General features: G+C 70.2%; 26 protein-coding genes and 1 pseudogene. 21 read left to right on the top strand and 6 right to left on the bottom strand.

The window, feature by feature from the left end; translation table 11 throughout:
- The first annotated feature begins 92 nt into the window (after positions 1–92).
- From VE172_RS17800 to VE172_RS17785, 4 genes are read left to right on the top strand one after another with little or no spacing between them, the layout of a single operon-like run.
- A complete protein-coding gene (locus tag VE172_RS17800; protein ID WP_324803300.1) occupies positions 93–980 on the top strand; it encodes a metal-dependent hydrolase in 888 nt (295 codons plus the stop codon).
- Positions 977–2,038 carry a PDR/VanB family oxidoreductase gene (locus tag VE172_RS17795; RefSeq protein ID WP_324803299.1) on the top strand — a complete coding sequence of 354 codons (1,062 nt, stop codon included), beginning with the start codon at positions 977–979 and terminating at the stop codon, positions 2,036–2,038. Before VE172_RS17800 ends, VE172_RS17795 begins: the two co-directional genes overlap by 4 nt.
- Before the next feature lie 23 nt (positions 2,039–2,061).
- Positions 2,062–2,892 carry a M24 family metallopeptidase gene (locus tag VE172_RS17790; protein WP_324803298.1) on the top strand — a complete coding sequence of 277 codons (831 nt, stop codon included), beginning with the start codon at positions 2,062–2,064 and terminating at the stop codon, positions 2,890–2,892.
- Positions 2,889–4,631 carry an SDR family oxidoreductase gene (locus VE172_RS17785; protein ID WP_324803297.1) on the top strand — a complete coding sequence of 581 codons (1,743 nt, stop codon included), beginning with the start codon at positions 2,889–2,891 and terminating at the stop codon, positions 4,629–4,631. The genes VE172_RS17790 and VE172_RS17785 overlap by 4 nt, the downstream gene beginning before the upstream one ends.
- 1 nt (position 4,632) lies before the next feature.
- Here VE172_RS17785 and VE172_RS17780 read toward each other — a convergent pair whose 3' ends face one another.
- Complete coding sequence (locus tag VE172_RS17780; protein ID WP_324803296.1) at positions 4,633–5,463, bottom strand: NAD(P)H-binding protein; 831 nt, start codon at positions 5,461–5,463, stop codon at positions 4,633–4,635.
- A gap of 58 nt (positions 5,464–5,521) precedes the next feature.
- A pseudogene (locus tag VE172_RS17775) lies at positions 5,522–5,754 on the bottom strand (YybH family protein).
- Here VE172_RS17775 and VE172_RS17770 point away from each other — a divergent pair.
- Positions 5,753–6,538, top strand: a complete 786-nt coding sequence (locus tag VE172_RS17770) for a LysR family transcriptional regulator (protein ID WP_324803293.1) — start codon at positions 5,753–5,755, stop codon at positions 6,536–6,538. The pseudogene VE172_RS17775 and the gene VE172_RS17770 overlap by 2 nt on opposite strands.
- Here the strand turns inward: VE172_RS17770 and VE172_RS17765 are convergent.
- Entirely contained in the window at positions 6,501–7,793 is a 1,293-nt protein-coding gene (locus VE172_RS17765; RefSeq protein ID WP_324803292.1) for an amidohydrolase family protein, read from the bottom strand. The two genes, VE172_RS17770 and VE172_RS17765, sit on opposite strands and share 38 nt — an antisense overlap.
- Before the next feature lie 71 nt (positions 7,794–7,864).
- Between VE172_RS17765 and VE172_RS17760 the strand changes: the two genes are divergently transcribed.
- Entirely contained in the window at positions 7,865–8,362 is a 498-nt protein-coding gene (locus VE172_RS17760; RefSeq protein ID WP_324803291.1) for a MarR family winged helix-turn-helix transcriptional regulator, read from the top strand.
- Here the strand turns inward: VE172_RS17760 and VE172_RS17755 are convergent.
- Positions 8,343–8,792, bottom strand: coding sequence for a MarR family winged helix-turn-helix transcriptional regulator (locus VE172_RS17755; protein WP_324803290.1), 450 nt, complete (start codon positions 8,790–8,792; stop codon positions 8,343–8,345). The genes VE172_RS17760 and VE172_RS17755 overlap by 20 nt on opposite strands.
- A gap of 51 nt (positions 8,793–8,843) precedes the next feature.
- On the opposite strand from VE172_RS17755, the gene VE172_RS17750 reads away from it, so the two are divergent.
- Positions 8,844–9,470, top strand: a complete 627-nt coding sequence (locus tag VE172_RS17750) for a TIGR03086 family metal-binding protein (RefSeq protein WP_324803289.1) — start codon at positions 8,844–8,846, stop codon at positions 9,468–9,470.
- On the opposite strand, the gene VE172_RS17745 is transcribed toward VE172_RS17750, so the two are convergent.
- Complete coding sequence (locus VE172_RS17745; protein WP_324803288.1) at positions 9,467–10,183, bottom strand: methyltransferase domain-containing protein; 717 nt, start codon at positions 10,181–10,183, stop codon at positions 9,467–9,469. The two genes, VE172_RS17750 and VE172_RS17745, sit on opposite strands and share 4 nt — an antisense overlap.
- Before the next feature lie 28 nt (positions 10,184–10,211).
- Here VE172_RS17745 and VE172_RS17740 point away from each other — a divergent pair, with 28 nt between their 5' ends.
- From VE172_RS17740 to VE172_RS17690, 11 genes are all read left to right on the top strand, one after another.
- The gene (locus VE172_RS17740) at positions 10,212–10,673 is read left to right on the top strand and encodes a MerR family transcriptional regulator (RefSeq protein ID WP_324803286.1); all 462 of its coding nucleotides are present in this window, start codon (positions 10,212–10,214) and stop codon (positions 10,671–10,673) included.
- A 12-nt stretch (positions 10,674–10,685) separates the two neighbouring features.
- The gene (locus tag VE172_RS17735; protein ID WP_324803285.1) at positions 10,686–13,262 is read left to right on the top strand and encodes a PEP/pyruvate-binding domain-containing protein; all 2,577 of its coding nucleotides are present in this window, start codon (positions 10,686–10,688) and stop codon (positions 13,260–13,262) included.
- Positions 13,263–13,335: 73 nt separating this feature from the next.
- Positions 13,336–13,665: a PadR family transcriptional regulator gene (locus VE172_RS17730; RefSeq protein ID WP_324803284.1), complete on the top strand. Its 330-nt coding sequence runs from the start codon at positions 13,336–13,338 to the stop codon at positions 13,663–13,665.
- Complete coding sequence (locus VE172_RS17725; protein ID WP_324803283.1) at positions 13,662–15,683, top strand: hypothetical protein; 2,022 nt, start codon at positions 13,662–13,664, stop codon at positions 15,681–15,683. Before VE172_RS17730 ends, VE172_RS17725 begins: the two co-directional genes overlap by 4 nt.
- A gap of 70 nt (positions 15,684–15,753) precedes the next feature.
- Positions 15,754–16,791, top strand: a complete 1,038-nt coding sequence (locus VE172_RS17720) for a LacI family DNA-binding transcriptional regulator (RefSeq protein WP_324803282.1) — start codon at positions 15,754–15,756, stop codon at positions 16,789–16,791.
- Positions 16,792–16,816: 25 nt separating this feature from the next.
- Positions 16,817–18,103, top strand: a complete 1,287-nt coding sequence (locus VE172_RS17715) for an ABC transporter substrate-binding protein (RefSeq protein ID WP_324803281.1) — start codon at positions 16,817–16,819, stop codon at positions 18,101–18,103.
- Between the two features lie 30 nt (positions 18,104–18,133).
- Positions 18,134–18,973 carry a carbohydrate ABC transporter permease gene (locus VE172_RS17710; protein ID WP_324803280.1) on the top strand — a complete coding sequence of 280 codons (840 nt, stop codon included), beginning with the start codon at positions 18,134–18,136 and terminating at the stop codon, positions 18,971–18,973.
- Positions 18,974–18,998: 25 nt separating this feature from the next.
- Positions 18,999–19,814 (top strand): carbohydrate ABC transporter permease, encoded by an 816-nt coding sequence (locus tag VE172_RS17705; RefSeq protein WP_349258440.1) that lies wholly within the window; start codon positions 18,999–19,001, stop codon positions 19,812–19,814.
- Between the two features lie 8 nt (positions 19,815–19,822).
- On the top strand, positions 19,823–21,229 hold the full coding sequence (locus VE172_RS17700) for a sulfatase-like hydrolase/transferase (protein ID WP_324803278.1): 1,407 nt from the start codon (positions 19,823–19,825) through the stop codon (positions 21,227–21,229).
- A 74-nt stretch (positions 21,230–21,303) separates the two neighbouring features.
- Positions 21,304–21,822: a SigE family RNA polymerase sigma factor gene (locus tag VE172_RS17695; protein ID WP_324803277.1), complete on the top strand. Its 519-nt coding sequence runs from the start codon at positions 21,304–21,306 to the stop codon at positions 21,820–21,822.
- Positions 21,823–21,875: 53 nt separating this feature from the next.
- Positions 21,876–22,802: a hypothetical protein gene (locus VE172_RS17690; protein WP_324803276.1), complete on the top strand. Its 927-nt coding sequence runs from the start codon at positions 21,876–21,878 to the stop codon at positions 22,800–22,802.
- Here VE172_RS17690 and VE172_RS17685 read toward each other — a convergent pair.
- Positions 22,797–23,744 (bottom strand): helix-turn-helix transcriptional regulator, encoded by a 948-nt coding sequence (locus VE172_RS17685; RefSeq protein WP_324803275.1) that lies wholly within the window; start codon positions 23,742–23,744, stop codon positions 22,797–22,799. The two genes, VE172_RS17690 and VE172_RS17685, sit on opposite strands and share 6 nt — an antisense overlap.
- A 59-nt stretch (positions 23,745–23,803) precedes the next feature.
- On the opposite strand from VE172_RS17685, the gene VE172_RS17680 reads away from it, so the two are divergent.
- From VE172_RS17680 to VE172_RS17670, 3 genes are all read left to right on the top strand, one after another.
- Positions 23,804–24,352, top strand: a complete 549-nt coding sequence (locus VE172_RS17680; RefSeq protein WP_324803274.1) for a DinB family protein — start codon at positions 23,804–23,806, stop codon at positions 24,350–24,352.
- 72 nt (positions 24,353–24,424) lie between these two features.
- Entirely contained in the window at positions 24,425–25,057 is a 633-nt protein-coding gene (locus tag VE172_RS17675) for a class I SAM-dependent methyltransferase (RefSeq protein ID WP_324803273.1), read from the top strand.
- 106 nt (positions 25,058–25,163) lie between these two features.
- The coding region (locus VE172_RS17670) for a creatininase family protein (RefSeq protein ID WP_324803272.1) at positions 25,164–25,680 on the top strand (517 nt) is incomplete at its 3' end.

Below are 25,680 nucleotides of genomic sequence, written 5' to 3'. Positions count from 1 at the left end.
CATCACCTTCGATCTTGCGCGGCGCGCGTGGTTCATGACATACTTACGGACGAGTAATATTACTCCAGGGTAAGAATGCCTCGGGAGGCCCCATGGCCACGTCAGACCGCCCCGAACCCGGCGACGACTCGCTCGTCCTTCACCCGCGCGACGTCCAATTCGACTGGGAAACGCTGCCGCTGCACTGGATACCCGGCGAGCCCTTCGCCACCCACACCATCAACGTGCTCCACCTGCTGCTTCCCGAGGGCGAGCGCTGGTTCGTGCGCACCTTCACGCAGGCGCTGCCCCTGATCCGCGACGACCGGCTCCGCGAGGACGTGCGGGGCTTCATCGGGCAGGAGACCATGCACGCCGAGGCCCACAACGAGGTGGTGGAACACCTCAACGCCTGCGGCATCGACCCGGGTCCGTATGTCCGCCAAGTGGAGTGGATATTCCGCGACCTGCTGGGCGACCGCGCCGGGCTGTCGGAGCGGGCGCGGCGCCGCTACCTGGTGGAGCGGCTCGCGGTGATCGCGGCCATCGAGCACTTCACCGCATTCCTGGGCCATTGGGTCCTCAACGCCCGCGAACTGGACGCCGCCGGGGCCGACCCCGACATGCTGGACCTGTTGCGCTGGCACGGTTCCGAGGAGGTCGAGCATCGGCACGTCGCCTTCGACGTCGCGCGCCATGTCCACAGGAGCTACCCGCTGCGGGTGCGCAGCGCGCTGTCGGTGGCGTACATGCTGATCATGCTGTGGTGGCGGGGGCTGCGGTTCTTCATCGAGGCCGATCCCGTGCTGTCGCAACGCAAGCGGGCGCGGCTGCGGTCGTTCATGCGGGCGGCCGGGCGCGGTTTGCTGCCGCGGATCCGGCACATGGTGCGGTGGATGCTGCGGTATCTGCGGCCCGGGTATCACCCGAGCTGGGACTGCTCGACTCCGCAGGCGGTGGCGTATCTGGCCAGCTCTCCCGCGGCGCGGGCGGCGCGATGATCACCAGGACCCCGCCGCCGCCGGACCTGTATGGACGGCGGCGCCCCGACCGGTTCCTGCGCGCCACGTCCGCCCTGATGTACGGCCTGCAGTGGGTGTCGCGGGTGTTCGGCGGCGACATCGCCGAGGCTCCGCGCTCGGATGCGTTGCGGCGCCTGCGGGTGGACGAGGTGACGGTGCCCGCCGACGACGTCGCGGGGCTGCGGCTGGTGGCCGACGGCGGCGGGGCCCTGCCCGCGTGGCGGCCCGGGGCGCACCTCGACGTTCGGCTGCCGTCGGGGAGGTGGCGGCAGTACTCACTGTGCGGCGACGTGGAGGAGACCCACGCCTATCGGGTCGCGGTGCGGCGGATCGGCGCGGGATCGGGCGAGATGCATCGGCTGCGGCCCGGCGACACCGTGGCCACGCGGGGTCCGCGCAACGCGTTTCCGTTGGTGGCGGACGTTCCCGTCCTGTTTCTGGCGGGCGGCATCGGCATTACGCCGATCGCGGCGATGGCGCGCCACTGCGAGCGCCTCGGCGCCGACTGGCGCCTGATCTACACGGGACGGACCCCGGCGAGCATGCCGTTCGCCTCGGAACTGAAGGCGCTCAACCCCTCCCGCGTCGTGCTGCGCAGCGACGACGCCGACGGCGTACCCGACGCCCGCGAGCTCCTGGCGTCCGCGGCGCAAGGCGGCGCGGTGTACTGCTGCGGGCCACCGCCCATGCTGGAGGCGGTGCTGAGAGCGTTCGACGACTGCGCCGCCGCGCGCCTCCACTTCGAGCGCTTCTCGCCGCCACCCATAGTAGACGGACGCGAACTCGAGGTCACCTTGGCGCGCGGCCAGACCGTGCTGCGGGTGCCCGCCGATCGCACCGTCCTGGACGTCATCGCCTCCCACCGCCCCGAGACCGCCTACTCCTGCCGCCAGGGGTTCTGCGGCACCTGCCGGGTACGGGTGCTGTCGGGGCGGGTGCGCCACCACGACTCTCGCCTCACGCGGGACGAACGCGACCGCGGCGACATGTTGATCTGCGTCTCCCGGGCCGACGGCCCGCTGGTGCTCGACCTGTGACCCCCACGATTGCGAGGTGCCCCATGGCGGGCTTCGACTACAGCGACGCCGACATCGCGCGGTTTCGCGAGGTGCAGGCCCTGGCCTACGACCGGGCGACGCGCGTGGCCGGATGGCTGGGCCCGGGGGTGACCGAACGCCAGGCGGCCGCCCGGCTGCGGCGCGAGCTCATCGCCGGCGGCGTCAGCGACTTCTTCCACATCCCGTTCGCCTGGTTCGGCGATCGCACGGCTTTTCGCCGATTCCGGCAACCCCTGCAGTTCTTCCCCTCCCACCGCGCGCTCGCCGAGGGCATGCCGTTTGTGCTGGACTGCGCGCCGATTGTGGACGGTTATACCGCCGACATCGGATACGGCGGGGCCCTGGGCCACAACCCGGCGTGGCGACGCCTCGACCGCGACCTCGCGGCGTACCGCGACATGATCCTGACCGCGGTCCGTGAGGGCCGCGAGCTCGACGCCATCTATCGCGACGTCGACGCGCTCATCGCCAAGCAGGGCCACGACAACCGTCACAAGGTCTACCCTGGGCGGGTGATCGGGCACCAGGTCACCCGCCTGAAGGCCATCGGCCCCAAACGATTCACCATGTTCGGTTTCGGCGTGCGCACCCTGCAGACGCTCGGACGCGAGCTGATCGCCGAACGCGCGCACGGCCGCTCTCCCCTGTGGGCGGACAAGCGCAGCTCCCGACACCCCGCCACCCCGGGCCTGTGGGCCGTCGAGCCGCACATCGGGCACGGCGACGTCGGCATCAAATTCGAGGAACTCCTGGTGGTCACCGACGACGACGCCTACTGGCTCGACGACGACCTGCCACACGTACGACGCTGGAAGGCGGAGGCGAACCGATGAGGCACACGACGGTGACGTCGCGAGGCGTCGAGCTGGCCGTGTTCGAGTGGGGCGACCCCGAGGCGGACACGGTGCTGCTGGTGCACGGCTATCCCGACACCCACGCGGTGTGGAACCGGGTCGCCGAGATCCTGGCCGAGCGTTTCCACGTGGTCGCCTACGACGTGCGCGGCGCGGGGGAGTCCGGCGTCCCCAACGGGCGGCGAGGTTGGCGGCTGGACGCCCTGGCCGCCGACGCGTGGGCGGTGGCCGGGGCGGTGTCGCCCGAGCGGCCCGTGCACCTGGTGGGGCACGACTGGGGTTCGATCCAGTCGTGGGAGGCGGTGACGCGGCCCGGCGCCGAGAGCCGGTTCGCCTCCTTCACGTCGATCTCCGGGCCGAGTCTGGACCACATGGGACATTGGATCCGGCACAGGCTGGCGCGGCCGACGCCGCGGCACCTGGCGCAGCTGGGCCGCCAGCAGGCCCGCAGTTGGTACATCGCGGCCTTTCACGTCCCCGTGTTGTCGACAATGGTGTGGAGGCGCTTCGCGCGGGGCTGGGAGAAGCTGTTGCGCCGCAACGAGGGCGTGGCCGTCGACGGGCATCCCGCCCCGACGGTGTACCAGGACGGCCTGCGCGGCATGCGGCTGTATCGCGCCAACATGCTGCCCCGCATGCTGCGCCCACGCTCCCGCTTCACGGCCGTGCCCGTGCAGGTCGTGTGCCCCACCCGCGACGCCTACGTGGGGCCGGGACTCAGCCGCGGCATCTCGCGGTGGGTTCCGCGGCTGTGGCGCCGCGAGATCGACGCGCCGCACTGGGTTCCGCTCACCGACCCGGGGCGCCTGTCGGCCATGATCGGCGAGTTCATCGGACACGTCGGCGCCGAGCGCTCCCCCGCGCTGGAGGAGCACCGGGTGCGCCCCCGGGCCAAGGGCCGCAAGGCGAAGCGACTGGACGGCAGGCTCGCGGTGGTCACGGGGGCGGGCAGCGGCATCGGCCGCGCCACCGCCCTGGCGCTGGCCGCCGAGGGTTGCCGGGTGATCGCCGCCGACCTCCACGCCGACGCCGTGCGTCTCACGTCCGACATGTCGGTCGACCCGCGGCGGACGCATCCCTTCGAAGTGGACGTTTCGGACGCCGATGCCATGCGGGCCTTCGCCAAGAGCGTCGCCGCCGACCACGGCGTCCCCGACGTCCTCGTCAACAACGCGGGTGTCGGCCACTCGGGCCCGTTCCTCGACACCACCGGCGAGGACTGGCGGCGGGTGCTGGACGTCAACCTGTGGGGAGTCATCCACGGCTGCAAGGAATTCGCGCCCCTCATGGCCGGGCGCGGCAGCGGCCAGATCGTCAACGTCGCGTCGGCGGCGGCCTTCGCGCCGTCCAAGGTGCTTCCCGTGTACGCCACCAGCAAGGCGGCGGTGTTGATGCTGTCGCAGTGCCTGCGCGCCGAGCTGGCGGCCGATCGCGTAGGGGTCAGCGCGGTGTGCCCGGGCTTCATCAACACCAACATCACCCGCGCCACCACCTTCGCCGGGCTGGACGCCGCGGCACAGGACGCCAAGCGGGACCGGGTCACCGGCATGTACTCGCGGCGGGGCTACGGCCCCGAGAAGGTGGCGCGGGCGATCCTCTCGGCGGCGCGCCGCGACCGCGCGGTGGTTCCCGTGACGGTCGAGGCCCGCGCGTTCCGCTGGACGTCGGGGCTGCTGCCCGCCGTGATGCGGGCGATCGCGAAGGTCGACCCGTCGTGACTCAGGCGAAAGCGCCGGCGTTCTCTCGGCACCAGTGCGCGAATGTCCGGCCCGGACGGTCCAGCACCCGCGGCACCGCGTCGCTCACCGGGGATTCGTCCAGCGTGCCGTCCTGATAGAAGCTGAAGAACGCGTTCGCGTACTCCACGGGCATCGCCGCGGCCATCTCGGCGTACGCCTCGTCGTGGGGCTGGGCCTCGAAGCCCAGGTCGCGGCCGAGCGCCTCGCCGAGGATCTGCGCCCGATCGGACGGCAGCAGCGACTGCGGCCCGGTCAGGCGATAGGTCTGTCCATCGTGGCCGTCCGAGGTCAGGGCCCGGGCGGCGACCGCGGCGATGTCGTACGGGTCGATATTGGCGACCCGCACGTCGGCGAACGGGGCGCGCACCCGGTCGCCCGCCTTCAATTGCTCGGCCCATTGCATGGTGTTGGTCATGAAGCCCGAGGGCCGCAGGATCGTCCACGACAGACCCGATCCCTGGACGTCGGCCTCCGAGGCGGTCTGGTACCTGGTGATCGGATTGTCGCGATTGGACGATGTCGCCGCGCCGCCCGACAGCAGCACGACGCGCTTGACGCCCGCCTGGCGCATCAGGTCGAGGGTGACGGGCAGGTCGTCGTAGCCCGCCAGCAGGAACACGCCGTCAACCCCGTCCAGACCCGCCTTCAGGGTGTCGGGCTCGTTGAGATCTCCGGTGTAGGGCTCGGCCGCGTCGGGCAGCTTGGCGCGCGCGGGATCGCGCACCAGCGCCCGCACGGGGACATGTCCGTCGGCGAGCTGGCGTACCAATGCGGAGCCGACGTTGCCGGTCGCGCCCGTTACCAAGATCATGTGCACCTGCCTTCATCGACCAGATTGTGACCTAACACTATCCTTGCGTAGCCCGAATTCAAGAGCGGATTTCGGGAAGGTCGATGACGCGCGGCCAGGTGCCGTCCGGCTGGCGCCGCACCACCTGGACCCCACGCGGATCGCGTCGCGGCCCACGGTGTGTCCGCCCGGCGGGAATGCCAGAACGGCTTCGGGTTCGTACAGTTCGGACATTCCCTTGGCGTCGGCGGCATTGGCGCGCTCGACGAACAGGCGGGCGAGGTCCTCGGGGTGGCGAGCCTGGGCGGTCATGGCGTTCTCCCAGCCGGGGGTGAGTTCCCAACTGCGGCAACTGGAACGCGAACTCGGCCAGCCCCTGCTGGACCGTTCGGGACGGCAGCCGCGGCTCACCGAGGTGGGGCGGGCCGTCCTCCCGCACGCCCGCGCGGCCCTGGAGGGGGCGCGGGCCGTGCGCCACACCGTGGACGCGTTCGCCGGGCTCACCCGCGGACACATCGCCGTCGGCACGGTGACGGCACACGCCCTGGACCTGACCGGGCTGTTGGCCGACTTCCGCCGCGAGCACCCGAGCGTCGACATCGCACTGTCCACGGGGTACTCCGACGCCCTGACCGCGGACGTGCCGGCGGGCCGACTCGACCTGGCCATCGTGGGCCTGGTCGGTGCCGCGCCCGAGGGGGCGCGCGTCCAGGAGCTGTACGTCGAACCGCTGCTGGCCACGGCGGAGCGGGTCACGTTGGGGGCGTTGATGGATCGCGATCTCATCACCCAGGCGCGCGGGACCTCACTGTGGACGGCGCTGGACCGCGCCCGCGCCGACGCGGGGTTCGCCCCGCGGATCTCGTTCGAGGTCGGCGATCTCCTGGTGGCGGCCGAGCTGGCCGCTCACGGCCTCGGGGTGGCCGTCCTTCCCGCGTCGTCGACGGTGGCGGCCGGCGCCGGGCTGAGCGTCGTGCCCATCGTGGATCCCGTCCCGCGGGGAAGCCTCGGTCTGCTGTGGCGCGACGCGGCGACGCACAGCCCCGCCGCCAAGGCGTTCATTCGGCACGCCCGGCGCCGGCTGCCGAGGTCCTGACGGACGCGTCGAGGTGACCGACGGTCTCGTCCAACAGCCGCAGCGCCCTGGAAAGCCCGTCGTGGCACAGCCTCCCGTGGCGTTTGACGATCCGCCCGGCCACCATCACGGTGTCCACGTCGGACTTGTCGGCACACATCACCACGGCGCTCACCGGGTCGTTCGCCGGGCGCATGCCCAGGGTGTCGCGGCGCAGCAGCACGATGTCGGCCTGCTTGCCCACGGTCACCGAACCCGTCCGATCGCCGAGGCCCGCCACGGTCGCGCCGTCCATGGTGGCCATGCGCAGCACCTCGGGCGCCCCCGCCCCGGCGCCCGCCAGGCACAGGTTGGACAGTGCGCCCCGCATCTGGGTGAACATGTCCCCCGCCGAGGCCAGCACGCTGTCGGCGCTGAGACCGACGGTGATGCCGTGCCGCAATAGCCGCGCGAGGTTGGCCACGCCCATGGACAGGTGGGCCTCGATCGGCGGCGACACCGACGCCGTGCCACCGGATTCGGCGATCAGGACCGCCGCGGTGTCGCCGAGGTGGTCGCCGTGGACGAAGGTGATGTCGTCGCCGAGCACGCCGTGGTCGTGCAGGGCCCGGACGGCATCGTCGGTGTGGACGTGCACGGTGACGCGGCAGCCGAGGTCGCGGGCGAGGCGGATGTCGTCGGCGGCGATGCCCGCGGGGCCGTACTGGGGTCCGCGGATGCCCAGCGCCATCGAGACCAGCCCGGAGTCGGTGGGGAGGTGGGTTTGCCTGATGCGGCGGGCGTCGGCGGGATGGGGCGCGGGCTCGGCGAGCGGCAGCCCGAAGCTGTGGGCGAACACCGCGCGGATGCCGGAGTCGCGCAGGGCGGCCACCGAGGCGTCGCCGTGGTCGGGGGTGTTTTGCACGTGCGCCCAGTCGACCAGGGTGGTGATCCCGGCGTCCAGGCACTCCAGGGCGCCGGCGAGGGTGCCCGCGTAGACGTCGGCGGGGCGGTATCGGGGGCCGACGACGTTGAGGACCCGGCGGCGGTATTCGGCGAGGGTGCCGGTGGCCATGAGCCCGCGCAGGGGCGTCTGCCAGGTGTGTCGGTGAGTGTCCACAAAGCCGGGAAGCACCAGGCATCCCTTGGCGTCCAGGACCTCGGCGTCGAAGGCGTCCAGGCCGGGGCCGACGGCGGCGATGGTGTCTCCGTCGATCAGGACGTCGGTTCCGGGCAGGACGCGGGCACCGTCGGCGGTGTCGATGACGTCGCCTCCGGCGATCAGGGTTTTCGGCATGAATTTACCTTAACACAATGCTTTTCTAAAAGCTTTTCCTAAAGCTTTACGACGCCTCGTATCCTGGCACCATGGTGGAGCGGGACCAGGTCGACGACATCGTGGCCGCGTGGCGGACCGAGCTTCCCGAGGCGGCCGGTCCGCAGCTCGGCCTGGGCAAGCGCGTCCACAAGCTCGCCGACCTGTTCAACCAGGCGCTCGATCCGCTGCTGAGCGAGCACGGCGTCACCAAGGTGGAGTACGCGGTGCTGGCCACGCTGCGCGCGGCGGGCGCGCCCTACCGGCTCAAGCCCGGCGCGCTGTCGAAGTACCTGGTCATCACGACCGGCGGCATCAGCAACGTCCTGATTCGCTTGGCGGACAACGGCCTGGTGACCCGCGAGCCCGACCCCGCCGACCGCCGCAGCTCCTGGGTGCAGCTGACGCCCAGGGGCGTGTCACTGTCGGAGACCCTGGCGAAGGGGGCGGCCGAGGCGCAGGGGGCCCTCATCGAACCGCTGTCGCCCGCGGCCACCCAGAAGCTCACCGACCTGCTGCGCGAGGCGCTCATCATCCTCGAGCGCCGGTGATCTCCTCGCGGGGCAGACACGACAACGCCCGCACCGCGCGCAGGAACGCCCGCCGATCGGCGGCGGGCAGCGTCGCCAGGACGCGCTCCTCATTGGACTGAATGGCCGCCTGCACGGCGCCGCAGCGGCGGCGGCCGGCGTCGGTGATCGCCAGCAGCCGCACCCGCCGATCGTCGGGGTCCTGTTGCCGCGAGATCAACTCCGCGTCCTGGAGTTCGTCGAGTGTGGAGATGATCCGGGTCTTGTCGGCGCCGATCGCCTCCGCCAGCGCCGCCTGGGTGCGCACCGGGCTGTCGCGCAGCGCCAGCAGGACGCTGTAGGCCCACATCGAGATGCCGTGCGCCTCCAGCACGGGCAGCTCGGCGGCGATCAGCGAGCGCAGCAGGGGATGCAGCATCGCGGCGAGGTCGCGGCGGGCTTCGTCCGTCATTCCGACAAAATACCCGTAGGCAGATCATACGCACATGCTTATAATCTATTCATGCCTACGATTAACCCTCGTCCGCCACTCCCCGACGCTGCCGTCCTCGCCGCCTTCGACGCGGTCGCCGTGGCGGCCAGCGTGCGCGCGGTCGCCGACGCCACGGACGCCGACCTCGATCGACCGACCCCGTGCGCGGCATGGAGCCTGCGGGACCTGCTGGCGCACATGACGACCCAGCATCGCGGTTTCGCCGCGGCCTCGCGCGGCGAAACCGACGCCGACGTGTGGCGGACCCGGCCCTCGGGCGCCGACCCCGTCGGCGACTACCGCGCCGCCGCCGAGGCCGTCCAGGAGGCCTTCGCCGCGCCGGACATCGCCGACCGCGCGTTCGCGCTGCCCGAGATCCACCCCGAGTGGAGGTTCCCCGCCGCCCAGGCGATCAGCTTCCACTTCGTCGACTACGTGGTGCACTCCTGGGACGTCGCCCGTGCGCTGGGCCGCGACGTGCGGTTCCCGGCGGGGCTGCTCGACGCCGCGCTGGTCGTGGCGAGGGCGGTGCCCGGCGGCGATGCCCGCCTGTCCCCCACGGCCGCTTTCGGGCCCGAGCTCCCTCGCCCGGCCGAGGCGACCGTCCTCGACGACATCCTGGCGACCCTCGGCCGCGACCCGCGCTGGCGGCCCTAGCGGGTTCCGGCGGCCAGGAACACCGGCATCGCCACGAACATCCGACCGCTCGCGGCGCGTTCGCGTTGCTCGTCGAGCCATCGCGAGGCGCCGGGGACCTCGTCGGCGGTCTGGCCGAGGCTGCCCACGATGGCCTCCACCGGGGGAAACACCGTGTGCACCTCGACCGTCACGCCGGTGAAACCGTTGTCGCGCAGCAGGTTGCCGTAGCCGCGCGCGACGTTCGGCGAGGGCATCGCGGCGGCGCGGGCCCGCACCACGCGACGCGTCATGTCGTGGTCGTCGGCGTCGATGGCCAGCAGGTCCCAGTCCTGCCCGATCAACACCGCGCGGCCGCCGGGCCGCAGCACCCGCCGCGCCTCGACGATCGCCGCGGACGGGTCGTCCACGGCGTGCAGCACCTTGTCGACGCGATAGCCGGCGAGTTCGCCGTCGCCGAACGGGAGGCGCTCGGCCGCGGCGACGCGGAACTCCACGTTCGACCAGCGGGAGCGCGCGGCGTCGATCATCACCTGGCTGGGGTCTATGCCGTGCGAATCGGCGCCCCGCTCGGCCAGCTCGTGGGCGGCGCGCCCGCTCCCGCACCCGACGTCCACGACGGAGTCCCCCGTCTCCAGGCGCAGCCGCTCGTAGCCGCGCTCCCGCAGCGCGAGCGCCTCGGGCCGCGCGTCCATGGCGTCCAGGCGTTTCAACAGTTCCCTCATGTCGGTCATGGCGGGAAGGCTATGAGTTAATGTCAACATGAAGTCAAGCTCCCTGGATGTGACGCTGACCATAGGCGAGACCGCCGCCCGCTTCGACCTGGCCCCGCATGTCTTGCGGCACTGGGAATCCATGGGACTGGTCGCGCCGAGACGCTCGGGCGACCGCCGCCGCTACGACGCCGACGACCTGTACCGCATCGCGATGGTGATCACCGCCAAGCGCGGCGGGATGAGCCTGGACGACATCCGCGAGCTGTATCTGGCCCCGGACGGCGGCACCCGCAAGGAGATCCTGCGACGCCACCAGTCCGCCCTGCGCCGCCGCATCGCCGAGATGCGGGCGGCGTTGGACCTGATCGACCACGGGGTCGACTGCGGCGCCGAGGACATCGTCGACTGCCCCCACTTCCGGCGCAACGTCTCCGCGCTCGTCGGACCCGATCCGCGGGAGCCCACAAATTCATCGTCCGTTGAGTTAAGCTGTGTGGGCCACCGATGAGGAGTCTGTCCCATGTCGACACCACTGGTCATGAGTTTCAGCGACATCGCCGACGACGACTTCGACGCCGTCGGCGGCAAGACCGCGAACCTCGCCATCCTCACCAAGGCGGGATTCCCCGTCCCGCCCGGATTCTGCGTCACCACGGCCGCCTACCAGCGCATCGCCGAGGCCGCCGACGTCCCGGGATCGCTGTCGGGCGAGCGGCTGGCCGCCACCGCCCGCGAACGGATTCTCGCCGCCGCAGTGCCCGCCGAGCTCGCCGACGCGATCCGCGGCCTCGCCGACGGCCCGGTCGCGGTGCGCTCCTCGGCCACGGCCGAGGATCTCCCCTACGCCAGCTTCGCCGGGCAGCAGGACACCTTCCTCAACGTCGTGGGGCCCGAGGCCGTGCTCGAAGCGGTGCGCCGCTGCTGGGCATCACTGTGGACCGACCGGGCGGTCGCCTACCGCGACGCCAACGACATCGACCACGCTCGCGTGCGGCTGGCCGTCGTCATCCAGCGCATGGTCGACGCCGAGGTCGCCGGGGTGATGTTCACGGCCAACCCCGTCACCGGGCGCCGCCACCAAAGCGTCATCGACGCCAGCCCGGGCCTCGGCGAGGCGGTGGTGTCCGGCGCCGTCAACCCCGACCACTTCGTCGTCGACGCCGACGGCGCGATCGTGGAGCGGCGGCTGGGCGACAAGCGGCTGGCGATCCGCCCCTCGCCCGACGGCGGCACCCGCACCGTCGAGACCTCCGCCGAACAGGCGTGTCTCGACGACGCCCGGATCCGCGCCCTGGCCGAGCTCGGTGCCCGGGTCGAGGAGCACTACGGCTCCCCGCAGGACACCGAATGGGCCGTCGACGCCGACGGCAAGCTGTGGCTCACCCAGGCGCGCCCGATCACGACGCTGTATCCCTTGCCCGACAACATGAGACCGGGCCTGCGGGCGTTCTTCTCGCTGTCGGTCGGTCAGGGCCTGTATCGTCCCATCACGCCCATGGGCATGGCGGTGTTTCGGCTGCTGGCCAGCGGGGTGGCCCGCATGGCGCGCATCCCGGTGCCCAACCCCCTGGACGGCCCGCCCGTGTTCGCCGAGGCGGGCCAGCGCCTCTACATCGACACCACGCCCGCGCTGCGCAGCTCGCTGGGGCGCGCCATCGTACCGAGGGTGTTGGGCGTCATGGAGTCCCGGTCCGCGGTGGTGCTGCGCGGCCTGATGTCGCGCGAGGAGTTCTCGGTCAGGAGCCGCTCGCGCTGGCCCGCGCTGCGCCGCATCGCCCGCGTCCTGATCCGCTACGCCGTCCCGCCGCACGTCGTCGCCGCCGTGATCTCCCCGCGCGGGGCGCTTCGCCGCACCGAACGCCAGCTGAAGGCCCTGGAGGCCAACCTGACCCCGCCCCCGCTGACCACGGTGGACGAACGACTGGACTACGTGGAGCGGACCCTGCACGAGCGGACCATGACGCTCCTGCCCCGCATCGCACCCGGTCCCGCCGCCGGGTTCCTGATGCTGGGGGCGGCGTATCGCCTGCTGCGCGGCCACATCGAGCCGAGCGAGCTCGACGCCGTCCTGAGGGGACTCCCCAACAACGTCACCACCGAAATGGACCTGCGGCTGTGGGGCCTGGCCTCCGACCTGCGCGACGACCCCGGCTCCCGCGACGCCCTGCTGTCGACACCCGCCGCCGAACTGGCCGCCCACCCCGACCGGCTGCCGCCGAGGCTGGCGGCGGGCCTGTCCGATTTCCTTGAGGCATACGGGTTCCGCGCGGTCGCCGAGATCGACCTCGGCATGCCCCGCTGGTCCGACGACCCCACGCACATCATCGGCGTCCTGGCCAACTACCTGCGCCTGGACGACCCCGCCCTCGCCCCCGATCTCCAGTTCGCCCGCGGCGCCGCCGAGGCCGAGGACCTCATCGCGACCCTGGCGTCGCGGGTGGGCCGCGTCCGCGGCCGCCTGGTGCGCACCGCCCTCCACCGCGCCCGGCTCCTCATGGGACTGCGGGAACTCCCCAAGTTCGGGCTGGTCAAAACCCTGGGCGCCATGCGTTCCCAGCTGTCCCGGGTGGGCGCCGAACTGGCCGCCGCGGGCAGGCTCGAGCGCGCCGACGACGTCTTCTTCACCACCCTGACCGACCTGCGCGGCGACGCCGACCTGCGCGCGCTGGTGGCCGAGCGCCGCGAGGACTACGCCCGCGAACTGCGCCGCCGGCGCCTCCCCCGCGTCCTGCTGTCCGACGGCACCGACCCCGAGGCGATCGCCACCACACCCGCCATCGACGGCCAACTCACCGGCACCCCGGCCTCGGCGGGCACCGTCACGGCCACCGCCCGCGTCATCCTCGACCCCGTCGGCGCCCATCTGGAACCCGGCGAGATCCTCGTCGCCCCGTCCACCGACCCGGGCTGGACCCCGCTGTTCCTCACCGCCGGGGGTCTGGTGATGGAGATGGGCGGCGCCAACTCCCACGGCGCGGTGGTGGCCCGCGAGTACGGAATCCCCGCCGTGGTCGGGGTTCCCGACGCCACGTCCGAAATCGCCACGGGCCAGCGCGTCACGGTGGACGGCACGTCGGGGACGGTCGGCTTCGACTAGGGCCGTGTCGCACCGGATCAGCACCTCTACCCCTATGTAGCATTTCGGCTTAAGGCTATGTAGTATTCCGTCTATGGTTGCTTCATTGAGGGTCACCACCGCTGTCGTTCAGGTGCTGTCCTGCTTCCTGGCCGACGCCGATGCCGACCGCTACGGCCTGGATCTGATGCGCGAGTCGGGTCTGCCCAGCGGCACCCTGTATCCGATCCTGTCGAGGCTGCAGAAGGCCGGATGGCTGCGCGCCGAGTGGGAGCACATCGACCCGGAGACGGAAGGGCGCCCGGCCAGGCGCTACTACCGCCTCACCCCCGAAGGCGTCGCCGCGGCCCGCACCCAGATCGCCGCCCTTCGTGACCGCCTGTCCCAGACCCTTGGGCCCGTTGGAAAGCCGCAGACGACATGACCGCGATCGACCGCCTCACCGACGAATTCCTGAAGCTCGCCGCCCGGCGCTGGCCCGCCGACGTCCGCGACGAACGCCGCCGCGAATGGAGTGCCGAGATCTACTACCTGCGACACGACTCCGGCCGTTCGCGCTCGGGCAGGGCCTGGGCGCAGCTGAGGTACGCCTTCAGCCTGGCCGCCTCCCCTCCCGTCGGGGACGAAAACCGCGTCCCCCGGGGGTGGCGCGAACTGCTGCCCCGTCTCGGCCGTCGACTGTGGCCGGTCGCCGCGATGTTCGGCATGGGGGTCATCTGCCGGATTATCGGCTGGATGCTGCCGAACGTCATCATCACCGCCACGGCACCCGCGCCAGGGGCGGGGTTCTCCGACCGCTTCGCGCCCTTGTCCATCGTGGCCGGAATGACGGTGCTGGCCGTCGAGGTGGGACTGTTCTGCTGGCTCGGAGTCCTTGTAGGACGTCGCCTGCCCCTGATCCCCGGCTCGGGCGGCCCGCTCGCCCACGCCAGGTCGGCGGCGGTGGCGACGATCGCCCTCGGCGCGGGTGCGCTCGCGGTCGACGCGATCGCCCAATCGCCGTTCATCGGCGATCCGAACGTCATCATCAAGTGGACCTGGCTCTACGCCCCACTGATCTGGGCGATCGCGTTCTGGCCGGTGCCGTGGCTCGCCGTGACGCTGACCCGGCGCGGCGGGCCGCGTGTCGGGCGGCTCGGTGCCGCACTCGCCGGATCGGCGGTGCTGGGACTGACCATCGCGGCGACCTTGGTGATCGATCCGTCCGACCGGACGGTGTATCCCGACCAGGCCAACACCTTCTCCAGGCTCATGAGCAACATGGACGTGTTGGCGCCCTTGGTGATCGCCTCGGGGTTCGTGTTGTGGTACGCCATCACTTCCCGCCGAGCCACCCCACTCGAGTCCGTGGCGCGCCCGCCGTTGTCGGTCGCCGGGCGCGAGTTCCCACGCCACCGCGCGATCGTCGGGCTGTCCTGTGTGGTTCTCGGTCTCGCCGTGTGGGCCGTCGATCTGGCCTATGCCACCCCCGAGGGGGTCCGGCAGGAGATGGTCGCCGAGTCACAGTTCGTGTTCTGGGCCTCCGAACTGCGGCATGCGTCCATTCTGGTCATCGGCCTGGGACTGGCCCTGGCGCTGGTGGGGCGGGGGCGCCCGATGCCGGCGGCCACGGTGGCCGGGGCCGCCCTGCTGACCACCGACACCATCATGGACGCGGCCAACCGGGAGGGCTGGCGCGGGCTGGTGGGAGCCGTGGCCATCGGCGGTTGCGTGGTCGCCACCGCGTGGTGGCTGGGCCGCACCCTTCAGATCGCGCCACCCGATGCCGCTCGGGTTCGCCGTGCCTACATCGGAATCGCCGTCACCGCGGCGATGTGCGCACCGGTGATCCTCGTGCAGTCGTCCAAACCGGAGGGTTCGGCGGCACCCGTGGTGTTTCCGGCCTCCACCACCACGATCACGGTGACGATGGCGGCCATCGCCGGAGTCTGCGCGCAGGCGGCGCGCCGTCGCCAAACCCGAACCCGCGACACCTACCTGGTGCTGGCCATCCCGGTGGTGCTGTTGGGCGCCGCGGGCGCGGCATCGGGCACGGCGGTCATCGACATATTTGAGCGCTTCAACCTGGGTGCGTTCAACATGGGCGCGTTCGGCGCATTCCTGTGCGTGCCGTTCTCGGTGTACACGGTGGCGGTGATCTGGTGGGAGCGGGTGCGCCGTCCGGCGACGGCGGCCGTGATCTGGGGCCTCATCGGGCTGACCGGGGTGGCCGTCACCCTCGCCGCGATCCTGGTCTTCGGGATCACGCTGTCGTTCCTGATCGCCGCTCCCCTCATGCGGCTACAGGGCGCGGGATACCCCGCCGACGGTGGCGCGGTGCTTCCCGGCATGTTCATCCTCGCCGTGACGTGCGCGGTGGTGACGGCGTTCCGGATGGTCCGCTCGCCGCGCTCTTGGCCGAGCTCCTCGCCGACCACGGTTGCGGAGGCCAGTCCCGGCTGAGCGGGCCGGGATTCAAGGATTGGCGCCCGCATGTATTGACAGACGTCGCCGAATGGTTAAACGTATAACCGTGGCCGAGCCGACGCGCGAATCCCATCGACCCAAGCCGACGTCCCGCGATGTCGCGGCGCTGGCGGGCGTGTCGGTGGCCACCGTGTCCTACGTGCTCAACGGGCGCCGCGACCGCAGGGTCGGCGACGCCACCCGGCAGCGGGTGCTGGACGCCGCCGCCAGTCTCAACTACGCCCCCAACCAGTCCGCGCGGGACCTGCGCAGGCGCCGCACCCAGCGGGTCTGCCTCGTGGTGGGTTCGATCGGCGTGCCGACCTACGACAAGCTCGCCGAGGACCTGCACGCCGTCGCCGACGCGGCGGAGTACGGCGTCGTCACCATGGTGGCCGGCGACGCCGACCGGGCGCGCAAGGCCATCGAGTCGCTGCGGCAGGGCATCGCCGACGGGGCGCTCATCGCCACCGGCGACCGGGTGCTCGCCGAGCTGTCCCTGGAATCCCTGGCCGCCAGCGCGTTTCCGCTCGTGGTGCTGGGCAACCATGTGGAGGCGTCCGGATTCGACGTGTCGCGTTTCCCGGAGACCGCCGCCTGCGAGCGGGCGCTGCGGCACCTGGTCGACAGTGGACGACGGCGGATCGCCTTCGTCGGGCACCGCGGCGACTTCGACGGCACCTACCGCAGCGAACGCTACGGCGCCTACCGGTCGGCGGTGGCGCGGCATGGCCTGGACGCCGATGAGAGTCTCGTGGTCGCCGGCGCCGACGATCGGGTCGAGGGGTATCGGGCGGTGAAGGCGCTGCTCGCCCTTTCGGCTCCGCCGGACGCGGTGTTCGTGGCGTCGGATCGCGCCGCCATCAGCGCCATCTGGGCCGCCCGCGACGCCGGGCTGTCGGTGCCGCGCGACCTCGCCGTGGTCGGGTCGGGCAACCTGCCCGACGGCCTCATCACCAACCCGCCGCTGACCACCGTGGGTCCCTCGCGATTGGACTACTCCCCGGCGGTGCGGATGTTGTTCTCCCGCATCGCTTCCGGGCAACAGCTACCCGGGCGCACCATCACCACCGACTGGACGTTCATTCGCCGCGGCTCGGCCTGAACCGTCCACCTTCGAAGGGATGATCATGACTCCCCCGCTCCCATCCGATCCCCTCCCCCGCCGTACCCTGCTTCGCCTCGCCGGGCTCACCGGCGTCGCCGGCGCGACCGCCGGACTGGCGTCGTGCGCCGGTGCGCCCGGTGGCGGCGACTCCGGCGACTTCACCGTGTACTGGAACGCCGGCCACGGATACGCCGCCTACAAGGACGTGATCGACACGTTCGAGTCCGATCACGGCATCACCGTCAACCTGCAGAAGTTCCAGTGGGACGACCTGCGCACGCAACTGTTGTCCGACATGCAATCCGGCCACGCCCCCGACCTGGTGGAGACGCCGGGCGGGTGGGTGAGGGAGTTCGCCGTCAGCGGCGACGCACTGTCCCTTGAGTCCTATATCGCCGACGACGGCGAGGACATGGGTTACCCGAAGGACTGGCAGGAACGCACCCGCAAGCACAACGCGTACCACGGCAAGACGTACGGCATCCAGCTCCACCTCACCTGCTCACTGCTGTTCTACAATCGCGCGCTGTTCAAGAAGGCCAACGTGAGGCCGCCCACCACGTGGGACGAACTGCTGGACGTGGCCAAGAAGCTCACCTCCGGCGACGTTCACGGCATCGCCCTCAACCAGGACTACACGTACAGCTGGCCGTGGATGCTGCAAAACGGCGTCCGCTACTTCGACCCCGACGGCAAGGACTTCCTCCACCCGCACGACGCCGCGATCGAGGCGCTGGCGTTCCAGCGCGACCTGGTGCACAGGCACAAGGTGTCGCCGGTGCCGACCCCCGGCACCGACTACTCGGGACCCCAGAAGCTGCTGTCGGCGGGGCGGGCCGCGATGATCCTCACCGGGCCGTGGGATCTGGGTCCGATCGCCGAGTCCAGCCCCGATCTCGACCTCGGCATCGCGCCCGCGCTGAAGGGAAAGCAGCGGTCGACCCTGCAGGCGGGGTCCAATATGTTCATTCCCAGGAAGGCCCCGCACCCCGATCTGGCGTGGGACCTCATCAAGCGCCTCACCACCCTGAAGGTGGAGAGGGCCGCGACCAAGGAGACCGGCATGTTGATGCCGCGGCTGTCGTGGGCCAAGGGCGCGCAGGTGCGCGACGACCCCAAGGCCAAACCCTTCGCCGACGCGTTCGGCTACGCCGTCGACTACGGCGACGACGTCTCGCTCACCGGAAAGAGCGGCGACATCAACGACCTGTACAAGAAGCTGTATCAAAGCGTCGTCATCGACGACAAGGCCCCCGATGCCGCCGTGAAATCCTTTGTGAGCGCCGCCGGCGACCTGGTCAGGGGATGATGCCCGGTGTCGTTGCGGCGCAGGCGTTCGATGACCGCGCTGATGTTCCTGGCACCGGCGTTGCTGTTCTTCGCCGTGTTGTTCTATCTGCCGATCGGCAACGCCCTGGTCAACTCGCTCAACACCGGGCCACAGGCCAATGTGTACAACGGCGTGGGCAACTACACCAGGGCGTTCACCGATCCGGACGCGCGCAACGCCTTCGTCGTCACGCTGCTGTTCGCGGTGGGCACCACCGTCGGATCGATCGTGTGCGGGCTGGGGCTGGCGGTGCTGCTGGACCGCCAACTGCCCGGGCGCACGCTGATCCGCGCGATCCTGCTGGTGCCGTACCTGACGTCGGTGGCGATCGTGGGTTTGTTGTGGCGCAACATCCTCGACCCGGACCTGGGCATCCTCAACCGGTGCCTGGACGGCCTGGGTCTGCCGCATCAGCAGTGGCTCACCACGCATCCGCTGGCGACGATCATCGCGGTGACCCTGTGGCACAACGTCGGCTACACGATGGTGCTGTTCCTCGCCGGGCTGCAGGGCATTCCCGACGAGTACCAGGAGGCCGCGCGCCTCGACGGTGCCGGTGCGTGGCAACGGTTCTGGCGCATCACCCTGCCGCTGCTGACGCCCACCACGCTGTTCGTGTCGGTGATGACGGTGATCGGCGGGCTCCAGGCCTTCGGGCAGGCGTACATCATCACCGGCGGCGGCCCGGCGGGCAAGACCGACCTGTACATCTTTCACGTGTTCAACGTGGCGATCCACTCGCGCGACTTCGGTTACGCCGACGCCCTGGCCGTGCTCATGCTCGTCGTGATCATCGCGGTCACCATCGGCCAGCTGCGGGCCGCGCGGCGCGGCGAGATCCAATACTGAGAGGAGATCGACGGTGAACGATCGGATGTCCGGCACCACCCGGGTGGTGGCCTACTGCCTGCTGGGGCTCGCGTGCGCGCTGACCATCGTGCCGCTGCTGTACGTGGTGTCGCTGTCCCTGCAGACGGAGGCCGAGACGCTGTCGGCCCACCCGGTGCTGTGGCCCGACACGCCGCGCTTCGACAACTACGCGACCCTGTTCAAGCTGGCGCCGTTCGGCGACTTCATCCTCAACAGCGTGGTGGTGGCCGGAACCATCACCGTCGCCCACCTGATCTTCGATCCGCTGGCCGGGTACGCGTTCGCGAAGTTCCGGTTTCCGTTGCGCAACACGCTCTTCATCGCGCTGTTGGCGACCCTGATGGTGCCGTTCTTCATCCGGATGGTTCCGCTGTTCGTCATGATGTCGAACCTGGGCTGGCTCAACACCTATCAGGCGCTGATCGTCCCGTTCCTGATGGACGCGTTCGGGATATTCCTGATGCGACAGTTCATTCAGCCGATTCCCGACGACCTGATGGACGCCGCCCGCGCCGACGGCGCCGGCGAGCTTCGGGTGTACTGGCAAATCGTTCTACCCCAGGTGAAACCGGCCCTGGCGGTGCTGGGATTGTTCACCTTCGTGTTCCAGTGGAACGAATTCCTGTGGCCCCTGGTGGCCACCAAGACCGAGAACATGCGCACCATCCCGGTCGGCCTGACCCAGTTCAATCAGGAGAACTTCACGCTGTGGCACCTCACCGCGGCCGGGTCCATCATCCTGTTCGTGCCGACCGCGCTGCTGTTCCTGTTCACCCAACGCTATTTCGTCCGGGGCATCACGCTGTCCGGGCTGAAGTGAGGACCGCAATGAACCGAGCCGACTCCCGGCCCAATGTGATCGTCGTCCTCACCGACCAGCAGCGCTGGGACACCACGGGAGCCGGCGGCAACCCGCTCGGGCTGACCCCGCACTTCGACCGGATGGCGCACCACGGCACCCACGCGGCGCTGGCGTTCAGCCCGCAACCGGTGTGCGCCCCGGCCCGGGCGGCGCTCCAAACGGGACGGTACCCCACGGACAGCGGGGTGCACCGCAACGGCATCCGCCTGCCGCACAACACCACCACCCTCGCCACCGAGTTCGGAGACGCCGGCTACGCCACCGGCTACATCGGAAAGTGGCACCTGGCCGACTCGGAGCCCGTGCCGCCGGGGCAGCGCGGGGGCTACCAGTCCTGGTTGGGGACGAACCTGCTGGAGTTCACCTCCGACGCGTACCGCACCATCATGTTCGACCACAACGGACATGCCGCGCTGTTGCCGGGGTATCGCTCCGATGCCTGCTTCGACGCGGCGATCCGTTACGTCACCGAGCATCACGCGGAACCGTTCTTCCTGTTCCTGTCGCTCATGGAGCCGCACCACCAAAACGAGGTGGACAGCTATCCGGCGCCCACGGGGTACGCCGAGCGGTACGCGGGGCGCTGGATGCCGCCCGACCTGGCGACGTTGTCGGCCAACGGCGGCACCGCCCACCGGCACATGGGCGGGTATCTGGGCCAGATCGCCCGGGTCGACGAGGGCCTGGGGAGGCTGCACGACGCGCTGTTGAGCCTCGACCTGTCCGACGACACCATCGTGGCGTTCACCTCCGATCACGGCTGTCACTTCAGGACCCGCAATGAGGAGTACAAGCGCTCGTGCCACGACGGATCGATTCGGGTGCCGTTGGCGATCAGCGGCCCCGGCTTCGATTCGGGGGGCCGGATCGGTCGCCCGGTCAGCACCGTGGACCTTCCCGTGACCCTGCTGGATGCCGCGGGTATCGCGCCCAGCGCGCCCACCCACGGGCATTCCCTGCTGCCGCTGCTGCGCGACGCGGGCGCCGAATTCCCCGAGGAGGCGTTGATCCAGATCAGCGAGTCCCAATGTGGACGGGCGATCCGCACCGAACGGTGGATGTATTGCGTTGCCGATCCCGACGCCGACGCCTGGGACGACCCGTTCGGCGAGCGCTACGTGGAGACCGAGCTGTACGACCTGCGTCACGATCCGTACGAAATGGACAACCTGGTGGGGTTGGAGACGCATCGCGATGTCGCCGACTCGCTGCGGCAGCGCCTGCTGCGTCGGCTGCGCGGCATCGGGGAGGACGGGGCGAGGATCGATCGCGCGCGGCGGCGGCCGTCGCGCCCGCAGCGGGAGGTCGATCCGCGCGTGCACCGCCTGGCCGCCGACCCGATCGACTTCGGCGGTCGGCGCGGTCGCGATTGATTCCATCGGGTCATGCAACCCCGCGATGCGTTAAACCCGTATGAGCTTGTGACGATTCCAAGGAAAGAGCGCGCATGAATCCAGAATCCGAACAAGAGTTCAAGGTGTTCGTGTCGACCAACATCGATCACCTGTGCCGCTTCGCGTTCCTGCTCTGCCGTGATTGGCAACGCGCCGAAGACACGGTGCAAAAGGCACTGACCAGGTTGTACCTGCGTTGGCATCGGGTCAATTCCTCGACTCCGCGGGCGTACGTCTCGCGCATCGTGGTCAACCTGCTGCACGACGAGCGGCGGCTCTTTCGATTCCAACGTGAACGCTCCACATCGGAGCCGCCTGAGGAGGCGCAGGCCGACCACGCGGAGGCGACGACCACGCGGTTGGCGATGCTGGAGGCGCTGTCGCGGCTTCCCGCGCGGCAACGGCTGGCCGTGGTCCTGAGGTTCTGGGAGGACCTGTCGGTCGAGCAGACCGCGGAGATCATGAAGTGCTCTCAAGGGACCGTCAAGAGCCAGACCGCGCGCGGACTGCAGACGCTGCGCGGCCTGCTCGGTAAACCCATTCCGACGCAGGTCGAAGGAGCGAATCAGTGACCAATGAGATCAAGGACGACATCGACGCCGAGCTGCCGCGAGGGGCGGCGCCCGTGGGCATCGACGTCGAATCGGTGATGAGGGGTAGCCGCCGCGCGCTGCTGAGGCGGCGCCTCATCGGCGGCGGTGGAGCATTGGCATCCATCGTGGTGATCGTGGCCGCGGTGGTGTTGGTGGTGTCCATGGTGTCGGCGGGTGGCGACGATGTCGGCCCTGGAGATCACAGCAAGGACAAGTCGCGTTTGGATCCCAACTCCACGTATACGTGGGAGAACGAGGACAACGGAAAGGCGAACAAGGTGACCACGGCCTATTCCAGGGCGTTGTGGGCCTATCTCACCGAGCATTTCCCTGGCGTCAAGGCGTTCGTTCAAAACGAAAGCGGCCATATGGTTCCCGTTGCCTCGCGGCAAGCCGAACACGTTTTCTTGATGCGTACCACCGAAAACCTGTACAAGGGCGTCGACGACACCGAACTGATGGAACACCCTGACAAGTACAAACCCATCGCGACGCGCACGGTGCTGGACATGTTCGAGAACTACGGCAAGGGCGGTGACGCCCATTGGTCGACCTGCTGCGGCACCCTCGTGAAATTCCCTGGCGCCAAGCACAAAAACGGTTTCGAGATCCAGGTAATGCCCCGCGGGTCATACACCAAGCGCACCCATGACGCGTTGGATCTGGCCTCCTGCAATGGAAGTTCCATCGGCCAGGAGAGAACCACCTGTCATGCCGAGGACGCGACGGGTCCACACGGCGAGGACGTCCAAAACATCACCAAGACCGCCAAGGACGACGTGGACGGCACTCTCCACACCTTCGCGTATTCGACGGTCATGTACCGCAAGGACGGATCGGCGGTGTTGATCAGTCTGAGTTCGGACACCGATCCCGGGGCCAACGCGGAACGCGCACTGTCCTTCAAGGACATGATCGGCGTGGCTTCGGCTCTGCCGAAGGGTGACATCACCTCATAGGACGTCAGCCGAAGCATCGTGGAGGCGTTGCGCGACAGCCCGAGCGGCTCGGCGCAACGCCTCCGGGGCGTTGATGCGGTACGGGGCACGAATGGCGGTGAGCTGCCGCGCGTACCACTCCGGCTCGTCCGTGCTCGCGGTGATGCGTGTCCGCTTGTCGCCCAAGGGATCGCAGTGCCCCAGGCTTCGGGGGATCCACGAGGCGACGGCCGCGGGAGGGGCGTCGACGACGATGTCGATGCGATGCCGCCAGCCCGTGGACAGGTGCTCCTCGAGGGCCTCGGCGGGGTCGAGATCGGGCGGCGGGGTGAAGGTGGCGTCGAGGGCGGTGACCGAGTCCACCCTGTCGACGCGCAGCACGCGGCGCGCGGTCTTGGTGTGGGACCAGCACAACAGGTACCAGCGGCCGCCGCGCACGACGACCGCCCACGGGTCGACGTCCATGTCCCGATTCATATGTGGACGGATGCGGTAGGACAGTCGCAGGCGTTGGCGAGCCGCGGCGGCCTGGACGACACGGGCGGTGATCTCGGGGTCGGGGACGACGGAGGTGTCGGCCGCCGCGGCGACGCCGCGCATGGCCTCGGCCACCGCGGCGATGGGTTGGGGCAGGACCCGCAGCATCTTGTCCAGCGCGCTGGCGACGGGGTCGTCGGCTCCGCGGGGAGAATCCACCACCGACATCACCAGGCCGAGCGCCTCGGTAGTGGTGAACATCAAGGGGGGCAGGCGAAAGCCGCGCCCGATGCGGTAGCCGCCGTGCGGGCCGCGGGTCGACTCGATCGGGACGCCCGCCTCGCGCAGGATGCCCGCGTAGCGGCGGGTGGCGCGATCGGAGACGCCCAGGCGCGCCGCGAGGCGCTCGGCGGTGATCCCGGGCTGGTTTTGCACCAGCTCCAGGAACAGCAACGCCCGCGCGGTGGGGCTCTCGTCGTGATCCATCGACCCAGTTTCGCATTTCGGAAGCAGATCGTCCGCAATAGCTCCTAGACTCTGGCGCCATGACCAACCACAACGAACCCGAGATCCTCGAGGCCCCGCTGGCGGGCACCGAGGTCGAGTCGCTGATCGGCTCGATGGAACGGCAGCGGCGCATCTTCGCGTGGAAGACCGCGGGACTGGACGCCGCGGGGCTGCGCGCCACCGCAGCCGCGTCGTCCATGACCCTGGGCGGCCTGCTCAAGCATCTGGCGCTGGTGGAGGACGAGTACTTCAGCGTCAGGCTGCTCGGTCGCACGCCGCCGTCGCCGTGGGACGCGGTCGATTTCGAGGCCGACCCCGACTGGGAGTGGCGTACCGCCGCCGCCGACTCCCCCGAGTCGCTGTACGCGCTGTGGAACGCCTCGGTGGCCCGATCCCGGGCCGCGGTGGCCGAGGCGTTGGAGCGCGGCGGCCTGGATCAGTTGGCGGCCTTCACTTCCCGAAGCGGGTCGCCGAGTCTGCGTCGCATCATGATCGACATGATCGAGGAGTACGCCCGCCACGCGGGGCACGCCGACTTCATCCGCGAGTCGATCGACGGTTTGGTCGGCGAGGACCCGCCGCGCTGAGCCCTCCCGCGCCAACGCGGTCGCGCCGTATCATGTGGCCAGCGCACCATCGCAGCCGAATCGAGGGCAACCGTGCCGACCTCACCACCATTGTCCAAGCTGAGCCGCTACTGGGACAAGCAATCCCCGAAGTACGACAGGAAGATGGCCTTCGCCGACCGCAAGTTCTTCGGCGACACTCGACAGTGGATCTGCGACCAGGCGAGCGGCGAGGTGCTCGAGGTGGCGATCGGCACGGGCCTGAACATGCACCTGTACCCCGTCGAGGTCACATTGACGGGAATGGATCTGAGCCCCGACATGCTGGCCCTGGCCCGAAAGCGCGCGGCGCGGCTGGGGTTCGCGGTGGACCTGACGGTCGGCGACGCCGAGCATCTCGACTTCGCCGACGCGTCGTTCGACACGGTGGTGTGCACCTTCGGCCTGTGCGCCGTGCCCGACGAGGCGAAGGCGATCGCCGAGATGGTGCGGGTGCTGCGCCCCGGCGGACTGCTGCTGTTGGGCGATCACGTCGTGAGCACGTCGGCGCCGATTCGGGCCGTCCAGGCACTCATCGAGGTCTTCAGCGTCCGCCTCGGCAACGAGAACTTCAGGCGCCGCCCGATCCGGCAGGTCCGCGAGGCGGGCCTGACCATCGAGCGCCACAGCCGCTTCAAGAAGGGCATGGTCGAGCGGCTGGCGGCCCGCAAACCCGAATCTCCCTAGGGGCGGCGTCGCGCCCGGTTCGACAAGGGTGATCTCGTCCATTGCCCCCGACGCCGCCGATCGGTAGGGTGCGGGACGGTCCGAGCTCGAAGGGAGTGACGCATCCATGCCCCAGGATCTGGTGCGATTGGCCGCGGTCGACCGGCGGGAGGTGGCGCGGCTGGCGCCCGAGGCGGTGATGGTGTTGCCGATCGGCGCGATCGAGCAGCACGGGCCCGCCCTGCCGTTGGGCACCGACGCGGCGATGGCCGAATCGGTGGCCGAGGCGGGAATCGCCGCGTCGACAACCCCGCGCCCCATCATCCTGGCACCCACCGTCCCCTATGGAAACTCGGCGCATCACCTGTTCGCCTGCGCGGGATCGGTGTCCTCGCGGACCCTGGCGCTGATGCTGGGCGACCTGATCGACTCCTTCGCGCGCAGCGGGTTTCGCCGCGTGTTCATCCTCAACGGGCACGGCGGCAACGACGAGTGCGTCCACCTGGCGGTGAAGGACGCGATCAACCGTCACGACGTCGTGCTGGGCGCGGCGAGCTACTGGACGCTGGCGCCCGAGGGCCCGTTCCCCGCCGGGCGGGTGCCCGGGCACGCGGGGGCGTTCGAGGCGTCGCTGTTGATGGCCG

This window comes from Stackebrandtia sp. (assembly GCF_035643755.1).
In the GTDB taxonomy this organism is placed as follows: domain Bacteria; phylum Actinomycetota; class Actinomycetes; order Mycobacteriales; family Micromonosporaceae; genus Stackebrandtia.
The sequence above is the reverse complement of the archived record's forward strand: the minus strand, read 5'-3'. Positions and strand labels throughout refer to the sequence as shown.